Origin of the sequence: Stenotrophomonas sp. 278 (assembly GCF_003935715.1) — a bacterium.
Taxonomy (GTDB): Bacteria; Pseudomonadota; Gammaproteobacteria; order Xanthomonadales; family Xanthomonadaceae; genus Stenotrophomonas; species Stenotrophomonas maltophilia_AH.
Genome location: NZ_RHPP01000107.1, coordinates 1 through 15,242, shown reverse-complemented (window position 1 = coordinate 15,242; position 15,242 = coordinate 1). Strand labels below are relative to the sequence as shown.

At 66.5% G+C, this 15,242-nt stretch carries 16 protein-coding genes and 3 tRNA genes; 11 read left to right on the top strand and 8 right to left on the bottom strand.

Going from position 1 to position 15,242, the window contains the following annotated elements; all coding sequences use genetic code 11:
- Window positions 1-158: 158 nt before the first annotated feature.
- The 4 genes from panC to pcnB are packed head-to-tail and all read right to left on the bottom strand — an operon-like array spanning window position 159 to window position 3,707.
- A complete protein-coding gene (gene panC, locus EGJ34_RS16055; protein WP_125361505.1) occupies window positions 159-1,001 on the bottom strand; it encodes a pantoate--beta-alanine ligase in 843 nt (280 codons plus the stop codon).
- Window positions 998-1,813 carry a 3-methyl-2-oxobutanoate hydroxymethyltransferase gene (panB, locus tag EGJ34_RS16050; RefSeq protein WP_125361504.1) on the bottom strand — a complete coding sequence of 272 codons (816 nt, stop codon included), beginning with the start codon at window positions 1,811-1,813 and terminating at the stop codon, window positions 998-1,000. The genes panC and panB overlap by 4 nt, the downstream gene beginning before the upstream one ends.
- Window positions 1,814-1,844: 31 nt before the next feature.
- The gene (gene folK, locus EGJ34_RS16045) at window positions 1,845-2,333 is read right to left on the bottom strand and encodes a 2-amino-4-hydroxy-6-hydroxymethyldihydropteridine diphosphokinase (RefSeq protein ID WP_125361503.1); all 489 of its coding nucleotides are present in this window, start codon (window positions 2,331-2,333) and stop codon (window positions 1,845-1,847) included.
- Between the two features lie 3 nt (window positions 2,334-2,336).
- Window positions 2,337-3,707 (bottom strand): polynucleotide adenylyltransferase PcnB, encoded by a 1,371-nt coding sequence (gene pcnB, locus EGJ34_RS16040; protein ID WP_125361502.1) that lies wholly within the window; start codon window positions 3,705-3,707, stop codon window positions 2,337-2,339.
- Window positions 3,708-3,757: 50 nt separating this feature from the next.
- Here pcnB and EGJ34_RS16035 point away from each other — a divergent pair.
- Window positions 3,758-3,832 (top strand) — tRNA-Glu (locus tag EGJ34_RS16035).
- Between the two features lie 65 nt (window positions 3,833-3,897).
- Here the strand turns inward: EGJ34_RS16035 and EGJ34_RS16030 are convergent.
- Window positions 3,898-5,319: a sugar porter family MFS transporter gene (locus EGJ34_RS16030; protein ID WP_125361501.1), complete on the bottom strand. Its 1,422-nt coding sequence runs from the start codon at window positions 5,317-5,319 to the stop codon at window positions 3,898-3,900.
- 239 nt (window positions 5,320-5,558) lie between these two features.
- Between EGJ34_RS16030 and fdxA the strand changes: the two genes are divergently transcribed.
- Entirely contained in the window at window positions 5,559-5,882 is a 324-nt protein-coding gene (gene fdxA, locus EGJ34_RS16025; protein WP_125361500.1) for a ferredoxin FdxA, read from the top strand.
- 305 nt (window positions 5,883-6,187) lie between these two features.
- On the opposite strand, the gene EGJ34_RS16020 is transcribed toward fdxA, so the two are convergent.
- Together EGJ34_RS16020 and dapA are read right to left on the bottom strand one after the other, a co-directional pair.
- Complete coding sequence (locus EGJ34_RS16020) at window positions 6,188-6,697, bottom strand: hypothetical protein (RefSeq protein ID WP_125361499.1); 510 nt, start codon at window positions 6,695-6,697, stop codon at window positions 6,188-6,190.
- Window positions 6,698-6,726: 29 nt separating this feature from the next.
- Window positions 6,727-7,620 carry a 4-hydroxy-tetrahydrodipicolinate synthase gene (gene dapA / locus EGJ34_RS16015; RefSeq protein WP_125361498.1) on the bottom strand — a complete coding sequence of 298 codons (894 nt, stop codon included), beginning with the start codon at window positions 7,618-7,620 and terminating at the stop codon, window positions 6,727-6,729.
- A gap of 160 nt (window positions 7,621-7,780) precedes the next feature.
- Here dapA and EGJ34_RS16010 point away from each other — a divergent pair, with 160 nt between their 5' ends.
- The 9 genes from EGJ34_RS16010 to EGJ34_RS15970 all read left to right on the top strand — a co-directional run bounded on the left by EGJ34_RS16010 (window position 7,781) and on the right by EGJ34_RS15970 (window position 13,521).
- Complete coding sequence (locus tag EGJ34_RS16010) at window positions 7,781-8,341, top strand: glycine cleavage system protein R (RefSeq protein WP_125361497.1); 561 nt, start codon at window positions 7,781-7,783, stop codon at window positions 8,339-8,341.
- 79 nt (window positions 8,342-8,420) lie between these two features.
- On the top strand, window positions 8,421-8,900 hold the full coding sequence (locus tag EGJ34_RS16005) for a peroxiredoxin (protein WP_125361496.1): 480 nt from the start codon (window positions 8,421-8,423) through the stop codon (window positions 8,898-8,900).
- 82 nt (window positions 8,901-8,982) lie between these two features.
- Window positions 8,983-10,380 carry a PhoH family protein gene (locus tag EGJ34_RS16000; protein ID WP_125361495.1) on the top strand — a complete coding sequence of 466 codons (1,398 nt, stop codon included), beginning with the start codon at window positions 8,983-8,985 and terminating at the stop codon, window positions 10,378-10,380.
- A gap of 5 nt (window positions 10,381-10,385) precedes the next feature.
- Window positions 10,386-10,883: a hypothetical protein gene (locus EGJ34_RS15995; protein WP_125361494.1), complete on the top strand. Its 498-nt coding sequence runs from the start codon at window positions 10,386-10,388 to the stop codon at window positions 10,881-10,883.
- A 30-nt stretch (window positions 10,884-10,913) separates the two neighbouring features.
- The gene (locus EGJ34_RS15990; RefSeq protein ID WP_125361493.1) at window positions 10,914-11,585 is read left to right on the top strand and encodes a YoaK family protein; all 672 of its coding nucleotides are present in this window, start codon (window positions 10,914-10,916) and stop codon (window positions 11,583-11,585) included.
- 22 nt (window positions 11,586-11,607) lie between these two features.
- On the top strand, window positions 11,608-12,417 hold the full coding sequence (thiD, locus tag EGJ34_RS15985) for a bifunctional hydroxymethylpyrimidine kinase/phosphomethylpyrimidine kinase (RefSeq protein WP_125361492.1): 810 nt from the start codon (window positions 11,608-11,610) through the stop codon (window positions 12,415-12,417).
- On the top strand, window positions 12,414-13,253 hold the full coding sequence (locus EGJ34_RS15980; RefSeq protein WP_125361491.1) for an alpha/beta fold hydrolase: 840 nt from the start codon (window positions 12,414-12,416) through the stop codon (window positions 13,251-13,253). The genes thiD and EGJ34_RS15980 overlap by 4 nt, the downstream gene beginning before the upstream one ends.
- A gap of 61 nt (window positions 13,254-13,314) precedes the next feature.
- Window positions 13,315-13,391: transfer RNA gene (locus EGJ34_RS15975), tRNA-Arg, on the top strand.
- 53 nt (window positions 13,392-13,444) lie between these two features.
- Window positions 13,445-13,521 (top strand) — tRNA-Arg (locus EGJ34_RS15970).
- A 372-nt stretch (window positions 13,522-13,893) separates the two neighbouring features.
- On the opposite strand, the gene EGJ34_RS15965 is transcribed toward EGJ34_RS15970, so the two are convergent.
- Complete coding sequence (locus EGJ34_RS15965) at window positions 13,894-15,036, bottom strand: alpha/beta fold hydrolase (RefSeq protein ID WP_125361490.1); 1,143 nt, start codon at window positions 15,034-15,036, stop codon at window positions 13,894-13,896.
- Window positions 15,037-15,242 lie beyond the last annotated feature (206 nt).

Sequence of the window (15,242 nt, the reverse complement as noted above, 5' to 3'; positions counted from 1 at the left end):
ACTCGGCGCCATGGATGGCGTCCGAGTAGCCTCCATGGATGGATTCACGGCGTGTCCCGCAAACCCACCCCGACCGGCCCAAACACGGAAACCGATGACTACAGGATGTTCGCCCGGATGCGTGAAGCATCCGGCCAACGGCCGGATGCCCCTGCGGATCAGAACTCTAGGTTGTCGATCAGGCGCGTGGAGCCGATGCGGGCGGCGATCAGGGCGACGCGGTTGCCGACGTCGCTGTCGGCCGGCTCGGACAGGTCCGGCAGGCGGATCACGGCGTAGTCGACCTGGAAGCCGGCGGCCTGCAGGGCGGCGGTGGCCTCGGCTTCGATCAGGCTGCGTGCCTTTCCGGCGATGAAGCCCTCGCGCATGCCCAGCAGCACCTGGTGGATGGTGGTCGAGACCGGGCGCTGCTCGCCATTGAGGTACTGGTTGCGCGAGCTCATCGCCAGGCCATCTTCTTCACGAACGATGTCGCCACCGACGATCTGGATCGGGAAGGCCAGGTCTTCCACCAGCTGACGGATCACCGCCAGCTGCTGGTAGTCCTTCTTGCCGAAGGCGGCCACGTCCGGCTGCACCTGGTTGAACAGGCGGCTCACCACCGTGCACACGCCATCGAAATGGCCCGGGCGGTGCGCGCCTTCCAGCAGGCTGCTGATGCCCGGCACGTGCACGTTGGCGGCCAGTTCCACACCGAACGGGTACATCGATTCCACCGTCGGCAGCCACAGCACGTCGCAGCCCGCCTGCTCCAGCCCGGAGGTGTCCGCTTCCGGCGTCCGCGGGTAGCGGGTGAAGTCCTCGTTCGGGCCGAACTGGGTCGGATTGACGAACACGCTGGAGACCACGCGGTCCGCGTACTGGCGGGCCAGGGTGACCAGCGAGTAATGGCCCGCATGCAGGTTGCCCATGGTCGGGACCAGCGCGACGCGCAGGCCCTCGCGCTTCCAGCCGTTGACGACGGCGCGCAGACGGGACAGTTCGGTGACGGTTTCAATCATGATGCGTAGGCGTGTTCTGCGTCGGGGAAGGAGCCGTCGCGCACGGCGTCGGCGTAGGCATGGACCGCACCGGCCACCGAACCGCCTTCGGCAAGGAAATCCTTGACGAACTTGGGTCGGCGGTGGCCGCTGTCCAGGCCGAGGAAATCGTGCATCACCAGCACCTGACCATCACAGCCCGGGCCGGCACCGATGCCGATGGTGGGCGCGCTGATCTCGGCGCTGATCTGGGTGGCAATCGGGGTCGGCACGCATTCCAGCACCACCAGGGTGGCACCGGCATCGACGGCGGCCTTCGCATCGGCGCGCAACTGCTCAGCCGCGTCGCCACGACCCTGGACCCGGTAGCCACCCAGGCGCAGCACCGACTGCGGGGTCAGCCCCAGGTGCGAGCAGACCGGAATCTCGCGCTCCACCAAGTGGCGGATGATGTCCAGCTTGAAGCCGGCACCTTCGATCTTGACCATCTCCGCCCCGGCCTGCAGCAGCTGCAGCGAGGCTTCCAGCGCGCGCTCGGGGGTGGCATCGGCACCGAACGGCAGGTCGGCCACCAGCAGGGCGCGCTGCAGCACGCGGGCCACCACACGGGTGTGGTAGACCATGTCAGCCACGGTCACCGGCAGGGTCGAGTCATGCCCCTGCACCACCATGCCCAGCGAGTCGCCGATCAGGATCAGGTCCACGCCGTTGGCGTCAAAGGTGCGCGCAAAGCCTGCGTCGTAAGCGGTCAACATGACCAGCTTCTGCCCGTTGCGCTTGGCCTCGGCCAGGGCGGGAACGGTCCAGGGTTTGCTGTCTGCGTGCGTGCTCATGTACTGATAACCGGTGGCGATAAGCCCCGCATTATCCTCCTATTGACGCGATCCCGCTGATATCGATTCGCATCACTGCATCCCGTATCCGGCCCTGCCCCGGAATCAGCGCATCCGGGGCGATCTCGGCCAGCGGCACCAGCGCGAAGGCGCGTTCGTGCAGGAACGGATGCGGCACCTTCAGCTGCGGCAGGTCGATCACCTGGTCGGCATACAACAGCAGGTCCAGGTCGAGCACGCGGGGTCCCCAATGGACGGCGGGGTCACGTACCCGACCAAACGCGTGCTCGATCCCCAGCAGCGCCTCCAGCAGTGCCTGGGCCGGCAGTGCGGTGTCCAGCACTGCGGCTGCATTGATGAAGGGCGGCTGGTCTTCATTGCCCCAGGCCGGGGTCGCATACAGCTGCGAGCGTGTCCGCAGCGTGGTCTGCGGCAGCTCCGCCAGCGCGGCAAAGGCACCGCGCAGCGTCTGCGCGGCGTCACCCAGGTTGGCCCCCAGGCCGATGCAGGCCAGGGTCACGGCTTACTCGCCTGCCGGACCACCGGTACGCCGACGACGGCGGCGACGCTTGCGCGGAGCCCCCTCCTCGTCCAGCGCGACCTCGGCCTGTGCCGCTTCCAGGGTGGAATCCAGTTCGGCACCCGACTGCTGCTGGGCTTCGCGCCAGAACTGCACATCGGCTTCGTGCTCGCTGGAGGCGACCTGGCGCAGCGCCAGGAAGTCGAAGGCCGCACGGAAGCGCGGGTGCGTGAGGGTGCGGAACACGCGCTTGCGCTGGCGCGAGCTGAAGCGGCCCTGCAGCAGCCAGATTTCCTGCATCGGCAGCGAGAAGCGGCGCGGCAGTGCGATGGTCGTCAGCTGGTGCAGGGTGACCCGGTCGGCGGCACGCCGCTGGGCCTCTTCCAGTGCCACGCCCTGCTTCTGCAGGGTCGCCAGGGCGCGGCAGAACGCCGGCCACAGCAGCAGCGCGAACAGGAACGACGGCGACACCGGCTCGTCATTGGCCACGCGCTGGTCGGTGCTGTGCAGGCCTTCGATCACCATGCGGCGCAGCGCACCGCTGCGGTTGCTGCGCAGCGCGGCGGCGCTTTCCGGGAACAGCACGTCGAGCAGGCCGTAGCGCTCCAGGCCTTCGAAGCTGGCCACACCGTGCCCGGACAGGAACAGCTTGAGCACTTCCTCGAACAGACGCGCCGGGGCGGCTTCGGACAGCAGGCCGGCCAGGCGCGGCAGCGGTTCGGCGGTGGCCTGCTCGATCTGGAAACCGAGCTTGGCCGCCAGACGTACCGCGCGCAGCATGCGCACCGGGTCTTCGCGGTAGCGCTGCTCGGGGTCGCCGATGAGCTTCATCAGGCGCGCCTGCACGTCTTCGAAGCCGCCGGTGTAGTCGCGCACCGAGAAGTCTTCGATGGCGTAGTACAGCGCATTGCAGCTGAAGTCGCGGCGCACCGCGTCGTCTTCGATGGTGCCGTACACGTTGTCGCGTACCAGCATGCCGTTTTCCATCTCGCGGTCGCCGCTGCCATCGTCACTGTTGGCGCGGAAGGTGGCCACTTCGATGATCTCGCGGCCGAACACCACGTGCGCCAGGCGGAACCGGCGGCCGATCAGACGGCAGTTGCGGAACAGCGCCTTGACCTGCTCCGGGGTGGCGTCAGTGGCCACGTCGAAGTCTTTCGGATGCCCGCCGACCAGCAGGTCGCGCACGGCCCCGCCAACGAGATAAGCGCCAAACCCGGAGTCACGCAGCCGGTAAAGCACGCGCAGCGCGTTGGGGCTGATGTCCTTGCGGGAGATGTTGTGCTGGTCGCGGGGGATCACGCGCAGACCGAACGAGGATGGTGCAGAGGAATTGATGTTGGCGCTTCCGGTTGAAGTTTCGGGATTGCCCAATGGCATCGTCGCCAATATACTAGCGCGCTGCGCCGCTCGCGACAAAGCACGCTCCCTTCGTCTAGTGGTCAGGACGTGGCCCTCTCAAGGCTAAAACAGGGGTTCGAGTCCCCTAGGGAGCGCCAGTCGTGAAGCCGCAGACATGAAAAACCCCGCCTTGGCGGGGTTTTTTGTTGGGCGCGCGCCCCGCTCAGCCCTCCATCTGCTCCAGTTCCTTGCCCTTGGTCTCGTGCACATAGCGCAGCACGAAGAACACCGAGGCCACGGCCGCGGCCGTATACAGCCCGTAGGCCCCGGCCAGGCCGATTCCGGTCAGCAGCACCGGGAAGCTCACGGTGATCGCAAAATTGGCCGTCCACTGCGCCGCGCCGGCCACGGCCAGCCCGGACCCGCGGATCTGGTTCGGGAACATCTCACCCAGCATCACCCACATGACCGGGCCCCAGGACATGTTGAAGAACACCACGTAGGCATTGGCCGCCACCAGGGCCAGCACGCCCATCTGGTCGGACAGCTGCAGGCGACCGTCCACCAGCGAGCCACTGGAGAAGGCCACCACCACCAGCGCCAGGGTCACCGCCATGCCGGCCGAGCCCACCCACAGCAGCGGCTTGCGGCCGATGCGATCGATCAGCACCACGGTCAGCAGGCAGGCCCCGATGCTGAGCGCGCCGGACAGCACGTTGATCAGCAGCGCATCGCTTTCCGAGAAGCCGACCGCCTGCCACAGCACCGCGCCGTAGTAGAACACCACGTTGATGCCGACCAGCTGCTGGAACACGGCCAGGCCGATGCCGACCCAGACGATCCGGCGCAGCTTGCCGGTGGCCTTGTCGACCAGATCGGACAGGCGCGGACGGTGCTGGTCCTGGGACAGCGACGCATCAATTTCGCCCAGCTTGGCCTGGGCCTCGGCCGGCCCGTACAGGCGGGTCATCACCTCCAGCGCCTGTTCACGCCGCCCCTTCACCACCAGGTAGCGCGGGCTTTCCGGAATGACCAGCAGCAGCACCAGGAACAGGGCCGAGGGAATAGCCTGCATCCAGAACATCCAGCGCCACGCGGCCTGGCCCAGCCACAGCGCCTCGGTGGAGGCCCCCGCCGCGCGGGCCAGCAGGTAGTTGCTCAGGAAAGCGCAGAACAGGCCACTGATGATCGCGATCTGCTGCACCGTGGCCAGCCGCCCGCGATAGCGGGCCGAGGCGACCTCGGCGATGTAGGCCGGTGACATGACGCTGGCCGCGCCGACGGCAAAGCCGCCGACCACGCGGGCGATCACGAACGCCAGTGAGCTGTGCGCAGCCCCTGCCCCCAGCGCGGAGAGCAGGAACAGCACCGCCGCGATGATCAGCACGCCGCGACGGCCAAGACGGTCGCCCAGGCGACCGGCGAAGAACGCACCGATCGCGCAGCCCAGCAGCATGGAGGCCACTTCAAACCCGATTCCGGCCTGGCTGGACTGGAAGGTCTGCTTGAGGCCGTCAACGGTGCCGTTGATGACCCCGCTGTCGAAACCGAACAGGAAGCCGCCCAAGGTGGCCACGCAGCTGATGAGGACGATGAAGGAGGTGTTTTCGCCGGGTGCGGCAGTGGCAGCAACGGGTATCGACATGGAAGGCCCTGGCAGAGAGGAGACAGCGGACGGTCAACACGGCAGGTACAGCTGAAGCGGGTTCTCACAGGTTTTCAGCGCCCGGCGGCCTTGGGGGAAGCCCCACTTCCCGGGCCCTGGCTGTCTACCGGTGGGCACGGCTATCTATACCCGGGGGGCGGCGACGGCGCATCGTGCACTGCGACAAAGCCGCAACTGTTCTAGAATTGTCCGGCTTACCGTCCGATTCTGATCCAGCCATGCCCTTTGTCGTCACCGAAAACTGCATCAAGTGCAAGCACACCGACTGTGTGGAAGTGTGCCCCGTGGACTGTTTCCACGAAGGTCCGAACTTCCTGGTGATCGACCCGGACGAGTGCATCGACTGCACCCTGTGCGAACCGGAGTGCCCGGTCAACGCGATTTTCCCGGAAGACGATGTGCCCGCCGGGCAGGAAGTGTTCGTCGGCCTGAACGCCGAGCTGGCCAAGGCCTGGCCGGTACTGACCGTGCGCAAGGACCCGCCGGCCGATGCCGGTGAGTGGGATGGCAAGCCAGGGAAACTGGAGCTGCTGGAGCGCTGAGGCAAAAAGGCACCTTCGGGTGCCTTTTTTGTTTGGTTTCTCGTGAACAGCAGCGTTTCGATTGATACGTGCCGGGGAGGCCCACAGGCAGCCCCGCTCCGGGACACGCTGCAAGTACGTCCATGTAAGCTACTCCACGGCATCCATGCCGTGGAGTGTCCCTCCGGGGGCTACCTGTGGGCCTCCCCAGATGGTTCATCGCGATGCGGACGGAACGAGCAACAGCCTCGAGCGGGTTTTGATCTTCCGTGGCCACCGGCCTCTGTCTGGGGCGTGCGAATCGTGCAATCCGGCACGCCGCAGGATTACGGAGCCAGCTTTGCCTTCAGTTCGGCCAGCAGCTTGGTCGGGGCCGGGCCGGTGGCCGGCAGGCCGCGCGGGTCGACGGTGGAGACGTAGGCACCGGCTTCGACGGCCACGACGCGGACCAGGAAGTTGTTGTCTTCATAGGCCACGTCGTAGGAGCCCAGCAGCTGCGCCTTGCTGGCGATGGTCACGCCCGGGGTCGATTCCAGCGCCGTACCCACCTTGGCAAAGACCTCGTCCTTGCTGCCAGCCACGTTGAAGCCCGCGCCAGCCGCAGCCGGGTCAGCGGCCGGAGCCGGACGGGCGGCCTGCGAGGCCAGCACCGGCACCTGTGCGGACGGGTTGCCCGGTGCATTCAGGTCCGGCGGGACTTCCAGCGGACGCATTTCCGGGGCCAGCGCGTAGTCGCCCTTCGCGCCACGATTGAAGCAGCCGGTGGTACCCACCAGGGTGGCCGTGGCCAGGATCGCGAAAGACAGCACGCGGATGGCGGAAACAGATTGACGCATGTGAATCTCCAGGTTCAGGCCACTGCGGTTCAGTGGCTGGAAAGTGCTTCAAGGGCCCCGATGTCGGCAGCCAGATGTTCGGCGGCGGCATGGTGGGCCTCGGACAGCCGCAACAACGGCAGTCGCAGGCCGTGGCCGATGCCGATCCGGTGCAGCAGTTCCTTTACCGGAATCGGGTTCGGCTCGACCCCGCAGAAATCGTGGAACGGGTCCAGGCGCGCATTCCAGGCTTCGGTTGCCTCACGCTCGCCAGCCGCGGCCAGGTCGCACATGCGCCGATAGGCCCCCGGCAATGCGTTGGAGCCCACCGAAATCAGGCCGTCGATGCCCGACAGGATCGAGCGCGCCGCCGTGCCATCGTCACCACTGAGGATCGCGAAGTCGGCCGAACGCAGCGCCAGCAGCGCCTGTACCCGGCCGTTGTCGCCGACCGCCTCCTTGATGCCGACGATGTTTGGGTGGTTCGCCAGCTCTGCCACGGTTTCCGGCAGCATGTCGCAGCCGGTCCGGCCCGGCACGTTGTACAGGATGACCGGCAGACCGCCCTGGTCGGCCACCGCGCGGTAATGCGCGATCAGACCTGCCTGGGTCGGACGCACGTAAGGCGGGGTCACCACCAGCGCGTGGGTGGCACCGTTGGCCGCCGCGCGACGGGTCTGCTCGATGGTTTTGGCTGTACCCGACAGCCCGGTGCCGGCAATGACCGGCACGCGCCCGGCCACGGTTTTCACCGCGCTGCGCAGCAGGTGGTCATATTCGTCGTCGGACAGAGTCGCCGCTTCACCGGTGGAACCGGCCACCACGACTCCGTGAACGCCCCCCTCCAGCTGCAGGTGCAGCAGACGCTGCCAACCGTCGGGATCCAATGCGCCATTGGCCTGGAAAGGCGTGGCCAGCGCGGTGATGAGACCGGAAAGAGACAAGGAACAATGCTCGGAAGAAGGGGAAAGGCAGGCCGCGCGGACGCCGGCCGGATGCCTTCTGCATGTTACTTGCGGGCCGAAAGCGCGGGCAAGTATGCTGGACTCCGGCGAACGTGCCGTTCGGCACCGTTCAGACTCACCCTGCATTACCGGAACCCCCTTGACCGACACCACGCCGCGGCCTGCGCCGACCGAAAACCACCTCCTGATCAACGCCTATACGACGCATCCGGAGTCCCCCCTGCTGCCTGTGACCCGGCGCATTGCCGACAGTGGCTGCAATCTGGTCGATGCGCGCCTGGCCACCGTAGGCCGCGATGTCTCGGTGACCGCATTGGCCACGGGCTCGTGGGATGCCGTGGCCAAGCTGGAAGCGATGCTGACCCGGCTGGAGCGCGAGGAAGGCCTGAAGCTGGTGTGGTACCGCACCGGGGCCAAGCAGGCGCAGTCCAACCTGCTGCCCTACATCGTGGAAGTGATCGCCGCCGACAAGCCGGGCATCCTGTTCCAGCTGGCCGACTTCTTCGACCGCCAGGGCATCACCATCGAGAACCTGCAGAGCACGCGCTACCGCGCCATGCAGACCGGTGCGGAAATGTTCTCCGCGCAGGTCACCATCGGCGTACCCGCCAACATGCACATCGCCGCACTGCGCGACGACTTCCTGGAATTCTGCGACCACCTGAACCTGGACGCGATCATGGACCCGATGAAGTTCTGACTTTCGCGCGTTCGTCACGGACGCGCGGCGTTTCATGCAGTTGTAGCAGACGTACCCCAGGCTCCGGAACAAGGACCTCATGAACAACGGCGACACCCTGGACAGCACCACCCTCTCTCTGCCGCTGGCACTTTCCGGCGGCGAACACACCACCCTCGGCGAACTCGCCGGCCAGTGGCTGGTGCTGTACTTCTACCCCAAGGACAGCACCCCCGGGTGCACCACCGAAGGCATCGACTTCAACGCGCTGCTGCCGAAGTTCAAGCGCGCTGGCGCGCAGGTGTTCGGCGTCTCGCGTGATTCGGTGAAGTCGCACGACAACTTCTGCGCCAAGCAGGGCTTCAACTTCCCGCTCATCAGCGACAGCGACGAAGCACTGTGCAGCGCGTTCGATGTGATCAAGCTGAAGAACATGTACGGCAAGCAGGTGCGCGGCATCGAACGCAGCACCTTCCTCATTTCGCCCGACAGTCGTATTGTGGAATCGTGGCGCAAGGTCAAAGTGGCCGGCCACGCAGAGTCCGTCCTTGAAGCCCTGAAGGCCGCGAAAACCCAGTGAGCTATCCGGTACCCCCCAATGGCCATCACCCTGCCCTGCAGGCCGTGATGGCTTGTCCCTGTTCTGCCACCAGGAAATGACGATGACCCGAGGCAAGCGCATCTACGTACTGGATACCAACGTGCTGATGCACGATCCAACCGCGCTGTTCAAATTCGAGGAACATGATGTCTACCTGCCGATGCAGGTGATCGAAGAGCTGGACAACGGCAAAAAGGGCACGTCCGAAGCCAGCCGCAACGCGCGGCAGGTCAGCCGTTTCCTCAACGAACTGGTCGAAGCCTCGGGCCTGGACAACCTGGCCGAAGGCATTCCGCTGCAGCGCCCGAACGGGCTGCAGCTGCGCGGCAAGCAGAGCGCCGGCAAGCTGCGCTTCCAGACCAGCCACTTCGAAGCCGGCAAAAGCTTCGGTGCGGTGATTCCGGACAACGCGATCCTCGGCGCGATCCTGGCATTGAAGGAATTCACGCCGGACATTCCGGTGGTGTTCGTGTCCAAGGACATCAACCTGCGGATCAAGGCCGCCATTGCCGGCATCGTCTCGGAAGATTACGAGAACGACCGCGCGCTGGACGACTTCAGCCTGCTCTACACCGGTGCCACGCAGCTGCCGGAAGACTTCTGGAAGCAGCACACCGACGACCTGCGCAGCTGGAGCGACAAGGGCCGTACCACCTACGAGGTGCGCGCCACCGAAAGCGAGGACTGGTATCCCAACCAGTACGTCTACCTGCCCGGCGACGACGAAGTGGAAATGCGGGTGGCCAAGGTCGAGGGCGAGAAGATCACCCTGTCGCTGGTCAACGACTACCGCCATGGCAGTCACGCAGTGTGGGGAATCAGCGCGCGCAACCGCGAGCAGAACTTCGCCCTCAACGCGCTGATGGACCCGGAAATCGATTTTGTCACCCTGCTCGGCACCGCCGGCACCGGCAAGACCCTGCTGGCACTGGCGGCGGGTCTGGCCCAGACCATGGACCAGCAGCGCTACCGCGAGATCATCATGACCCGTGCCACGGTGAGCGTGGGCGAGGACATCGGCTTCCTGCCCGGCACCGAAGAAGAAAAGATGACGCCGTGGATGGGCGCGCTGACCGACAACCTGGAAGTGCTGACCCAGCCGCAGGAAGGCGGGGCCTGGGGTCGCGCGGCCACCAATGACCTGCTGGCCAGCCGGATCAAGATCCGCTCGCTGAACTTCATGCGCGGACGCACCTTCCTGTCGCGCTATCTGATCCTGGACGAGGCGCAGAACCTCACCCCCAAGCAGATGAAGACCCTGATCACCCGCGCCGGCCCCGGTACCAAGATCGTCTGCCTGGGCAACGTGGAGCAGATCGACACCCCGTACCTGACCGAAACCACCTCGGGCCTGACCTACGCGGTGGACCGCTTCAAGAACTGGCCGCACAGTGCGCATATCACCCTGCGCCGGGGCGAGCGTTCGCGCCTGGCCGATTACGCTTCGGAGGTGCTGTGATCCGCATGCCACTCCGTGCCCTGCTGCCGCTGGCGCTTGCTGCGCTGGCGGCTGCCTGCACGCCATCCAATACCCGCCCGGGGGCCACGGTCCCTACCGCGGTCAAAACCGGCCAGTCCTGGGTGGTCACCCGCCCGGTCATCGCCGCGCAGGTGCTGGATACCTGCTCGCGCCCCAGCCCCGGCCAGCCGCCGGGGCGGCTCAGCGGTTACTGGGCTCCCAGCCGCGCCCAGATCGAACAGCTCGAAGCGCAGCTGCCCACGCTGGAAGCGCAGATCCCCAAGGTGGTCGATTTCGACCGCCAGTACGTCGGCATCGAAATGGATGGCCACCAGCTGATCTACCTCAATGCCTTCCACCTGCCCGACCACAGCGAGATCGATCCGTCGCGTGAGGCGATCCGGGTCTGCGACGGTGGTGCGCAGTTCTGGGGCGCGGTATTCGACCCGGCCAGCGGCCAGTTCTCGGAAGTGCAGTTCAACGGCCCGCCGGGCGGACGCTGATCCGGCCATGAAACACGCTGCTGCCGCAGCATGAGCATCCGCCTGCCGGCCTGGGTGTGGATCGGCGCGATCGCGTTGTCGTGCGTGGCCGGCATGGTCAACGTGGTGGGCTTTCTGGGTTTCGAGCACCAGGCGGTCAGCCACATGACCGGCACCACCAGCCAGCTTGGCATGGCGCTGGCGCAGGGCGATTGGCGCGTGGTCGGCCACCTGTGGGGCCTGCTGATCGCGTTCTGCCTCGGCGCTATGCTCAGCGGCATGATCGTGCAGGACAGCACCCTTCAACTGGGCCGTCGCTACGGCGTGGTGCTTACACTGGAATCGGTGCTGTTGCTGGTGGCCATCCCCCTGTTCCAGCGACAGCAGATCTGGGGCGCGCTGGCCGCATCGATGGCCTGCGGCCTGCAGAATGCGATGGCCACCACGTTCAGCGGCGCGGTGGTGCGCACCACCCACCTCAGCGGCATGTTCACCGACCTGGGCATCGGCCTGGGCCACCTGCTGCGCGGGCTGCCGCTGCCGATGCGACGGTTGACCCTGAGCGGGCTGATCGTCAGCGGCTTTCTGGCCGGCGGCGTGATCGGCGCATGGTTGTTCATGCGCATGCACTACCTGGCGCTGCTGGCCCCGGCAGCCCTGACCGGCTGCACCGGGCTGGGTTACGTGCTGCATCGGCAGTGGACCCTGCTGCGCACGCGTTGAACAAACATTGCACAATCGCGCAATGAGCCCATCCACTCCCGTCTCCGCCCTGACCATTGCCGGTTCCGATTCCGGTGGTGGTGCCGGCATCCAGGCCGACCTGAAGGCATTCGCCGCCCACCGCGTGCATGGCCTTTCCGCGATTGCCGCGCTGACCGCGCAGAACACCCGTGGCGTCACTGCCGTGCATGTGCCGCCACTGGACTTCCTGCAGGCGCAGATCGATGCGTGCTTTGCCGACTTCGACATCCACGCGGTGAAGCTGGGCATGCTGGCCAATGCCGAGGTGATCGAACTGGTCGCCACCGCGCTGGAGAAGCATCGCCCGCCGCACATCATCCTCGACCCGGTGATGGTCGCCACCAGCGGGGCCAAGCTGCTGGAAGACAGCGCCCTGCACGCCCTGCGCACGCGGCTGCTGCCGCTGGCCACGCTGGTGACGCCGAACACGCCGGAAGCCGAGCTGCTGCTCGGCCGGCGCATCCGCAACGGCGAAGAGGCCGAGGACGCGGCCAGCGCGCTGACCGACCTGGGCGCAGGCGCGGTGCTGCTCAAGGGCGGCCATCTGGCCGAGGGCAGCCGTGTGGTGGATCGCTTCTTTGATGGGGTCACCTTTGAAGCCTTCATCCATGCCCGCCTGCCGGTGGACGCACACGGCACCGGCTGCACCCTGGCCTCTGCGATTGCGGCGCAGCTGTGTTGCGGGCTGTCGCTGGCCAATGCCTGCGAGGCGGCCATCGACTATGTGGCGCGCGGCCTGCAGGGCGGCTACACGCCCGGGCGCAGCGAGGTGCTGGTGCTGGATCATTTCGGCGCGGCGCGGCCGGCATGACCCGTTCGATACTGATTCCGGCGCAGGCCGATGACGGCCACCGTTTTGAGCTGATCGCACGGATCCCGGCGCAACCGCGCGCGCAACTGCTGTGGCTGCCGGCGCTGGGGGTTTCGGCGCGCAACTACCAGGCGTTCGCGGATGCACTGGCAACGCGCGGCGTGGCGGTATTCCTTCACGAGTGGCGTGGCAACGGCAGCAGCAGCCTGCGCCCGTCGCGCACGCAGGACTGGGCTTACCGGGAAATTCTGCAGCAGGACCTGCCGGCCAGCCTGGCGGCGGTGCGACTGCATGGGACGGCCCCGCTGATCATCGGCGGGCACAGCCTGGGGGGCCAGCTGGCCTGTGTATTCGCGGGACAGCACCCGTCCGTGTTCGAGCGCTTCTGGCTGGTAGCGACGGGAACGCCGTACTGGCGGACCTTCCCGGCACCTCGCGGCTGGCTGCTGCCGCTGGTGTACCGCTTCCTGCCGTGGCTGGCGCAGCGCCAGGGCACCCTGCCCGGCCGCCGGCTGGGCTTTGGCGGCACCGAGGCGCGGGGGCTGATCAAGGACTGGGCGCGGGTGGGGCTGAGCAACCACTACGCGGCGGTGGGCATGGCGGACGATCTGGACCGTTCAATGCAGCTGCTGCACGGGCAGGCGCAGGCGGTGGTGCTGGAACAGGACTGGTTCGCACCAGTGGGCTCGATGCGGGGCCTGCTGGCGAAACTGCCGCAGGTGCGTTCGCAGTTGCAGGTGGTACCGGCTTCGGCCCTTGGCACGCGTGCCGATCACTTCGCCTGGATGAAGTCGCCGGGGGCCGTGGTGGAAGCGCTTTTTCATTCATTTGAATGAAAGTCTTCACAAAGGCGTTGACGGATGGAGCCTCGATCCGCATAATTCCGCTCCTGTTGACGCGCCCGTAGCTCAGTTGGATAGAGTACCTGGCTACGAACCAGGCGGTCGGGAGTTCGAATCTCTCCGGGCGCACCATCAACAGGTAGGCAGCTCCGCCGCTGTCTAAAGCAGTACAACGTGATGTAAATGCGCCCGTAGCTCAGTTGGATAGAGTACCTGGCTACGAACCAGGCGGTCGGGAGTTCGAATCTCTCCGGGCGCACCATCGCATCGCAAAAGAACGGCAGCCATCGGCTGCTGTTTTTTTTTGCGTTGTGGAATTCCGGCGAACAGCCGGTGCTCACTGGCTTCCCTGTTTGGGCGTACCGGGGTGGGTTTGCGGGACACGCCGTGAATCCATCCATGGAGGCTCGTCAAAAACATCCATGTTTTTGACGGTCCCCCAAACCCACCCCGGCACGCCCCAGACAATTGGCTGGTGGCCATGGGAAATGCCGGATCAACGGCAATGTCGATTCGGGGTCATGCGTTATCGGATGTTGGGGATTTCACGGCCGTCGTCTGCCGACCGACGCTACCGGGCTACGTGCCAGGAGCCGGGCGAACCCCGGCGGCACGGAACACATGCAATCCGGCATCAACCGGCGCGCGCGGCTACCGCTGCTGCCATCGCCAGGCGGTCGGCTTCGGCGGGAAGCTGCGGGCTCGGGCAACGGCCGCCGGCGTGCGCGTCGTGGGCGAGCCAGTCATCCACTACGCCGCCCAGCAGGTCCAGACGCAGCGGCAACGTGATGTGGTCCTCGCCGCGCAGCTCGATGTAGTGCACGCGATCGCTGGCGGCGGCCAGCTTGCGGCCCTGGTCGACGCGCACGTGGGCGTCGTCCTGGCCGTGCAGCAGCAACACGCAGGCGCGGGTGTCGGCCACTGCGCGGGTTACGTCGACCTGGTTCAGGTCGAGGTCCAGGCGCTGGCTGGCGGCAGCGATCACCGCGTTGATGTCCTGGCTGCCGTAGCGCCAGCGACCATACGCCGCCATCGCCTGCGCCTTCCATGCGGTCGGCTGCAGCGACATCAGATGCGGAATCATGCTGCGGATCGCATCGCCTGCATTGGCGAACGACTCCATCGCCACCACACCCGTGACCCGGTCGCCCAGCTTGTCCGCAGTGAACAGCGCCGTGGCTGCACCGTAGGACACACCGAACAGATACAGCGGGCCCTGCACTTCGCCCTTGGCCTGCAGCGCGTCGATCACGTCGACCACGTCGTCCGATTCAAACGTACCGTAACCCGAGGGGCCCGCGCCCGAATGGCCGTGGTTGCGCAGGTCGATGGTGACCACCCGGTAGCCGCTCTGTGCCAGTTGCAGCGACCACGGCAGCATCGAATCGCCGTTCATCATCCAGCCGTGCAGCAGCACCACCGTGCCGCGCGGTGCCTGCGGCTGGAACGTCCTGGGCAGGCTCAGCTGCAAACCGGTCTGCAACGGCTGACCGTTCTCGTGCGCCTGCGCGAGGTATTGGTACTGCACGCCATACTGGCCCGGGTCGAAGGCGCGCCAGAAGATGGGAATGCCGGCGCGGCTGGTGACCTCACCGTGCCGGTTCGGCACGCTGTCCACTGCCGCGGAAATGCGCGGCATGTCCAGCAGCGTGGAGACACCGCCCGGCGCGATCAGGCGGTCGCTGAGCGAGGTGGACGAGGCCGAGGTATCGATGGAGGAACAGGCCGCCAGCCACAGGCCGGCTCCGGCCAGCAAGGGCAGCAGGAGGCGCTTCATGGGGGTGCAGATGCATCGCGAGGGCCGGCCAGATTAGCGGGAGGCGGCCAGCCGCTCTACCGCAGTTGGATGACGAATCGATGACAGGGCGGCATGGACGTAGAGCCGGGGGTGGCCCGCCGGCTGTTGGTGGCCCCAAAACAACCCCCGCCCCGCCCCCGCGACACAGTCCCCCACACCCCCCACATACTGCCAAACCACGACCC

What these genes read in the sequence shown, in the direction of transcription:
- panC (WP_125361505.1), bottom strand. Translation starts at nt 1,001, where the DNA reads ATGATTGAAACCGTCACCGAACTGTCCCGTCTGCGCGCCGTCGTCAAC.
- panB (WP_125361504.1), bottom strand. Translation starts at nt 1,813, where the DNA reads ATGAGCACGCACGCAGACAGCAAACCCTGGACCGTTCCCGCCCTGGCC.
- EGJ34_RS16030 (WP_125361501.1), bottom strand. Translation starts at nt 5,319, where the DNA reads ATGTCGATACCCGTTGCTGCCACTGCCGCACCCGGCGAAAACACCTCC.
- fdxA (WP_125361500.1), top strand. Translation starts at nt 5,559, where the DNA reads ATGCCCTTTGTCGTCACCGAAAACTGCATCAAGTGCAAGCACACCGAC.
- EGJ34_RS16020 (WP_125361499.1), bottom strand. Translation starts at nt 6,697, where the DNA reads ATGCGTCAATCTGTTTCCGCCATCCGCGTGCTGTCTTTCGCGATCCTG.
- EGJ34_RS16005 (WP_125361496.1), top strand. Translation starts at nt 8,421, where the DNA reads ATGAACAACGGCGACACCCTGGACAGCACCACCCTCTCTCTGCCGCTG.
- EGJ34_RS16000 (WP_125361495.1), top strand. Translation starts at nt 8,983, where the DNA reads ATGACCCGAGGCAAGCGCATCTACGTACTGGATACCAACGTGCTGATG.
- EGJ34_RS15995 (WP_125361494.1), top strand. Translation starts at nt 10,386, where the DNA reads ATGCCACTCCGTGCCCTGCTGCCGCTGGCGCTTGCTGCGCTGGCGGCT.
- EGJ34_RS15990 (WP_125361493.1), top strand. Translation starts at nt 10,914, where the DNA reads ATGAGCATCCGCCTGCCGGCCTGGGTGTGGATCGGCGCGATCGCGTTG.
- thiD (WP_125361492.1), top strand. Translation starts at nt 11,608, where the DNA reads ATGAGCCCATCCACTCCCGTCTCCGCCCTGACCATTGCCGGTTCCGAT.
- EGJ34_RS15980 (WP_125361491.1), top strand. Translation starts at nt 12,414, where the DNA reads ATGACCCGTTCGATACTGATTCCGGCGCAGGCCGATGACGGCCACCGT.
- EGJ34_RS15965 (WP_125361490.1), bottom strand. Translation starts at nt 15,036, where the DNA reads ATGAAGCGCCTCCTGCTGCCCTTGCTGGCCGGAGCCGGCCTGTGGCTG.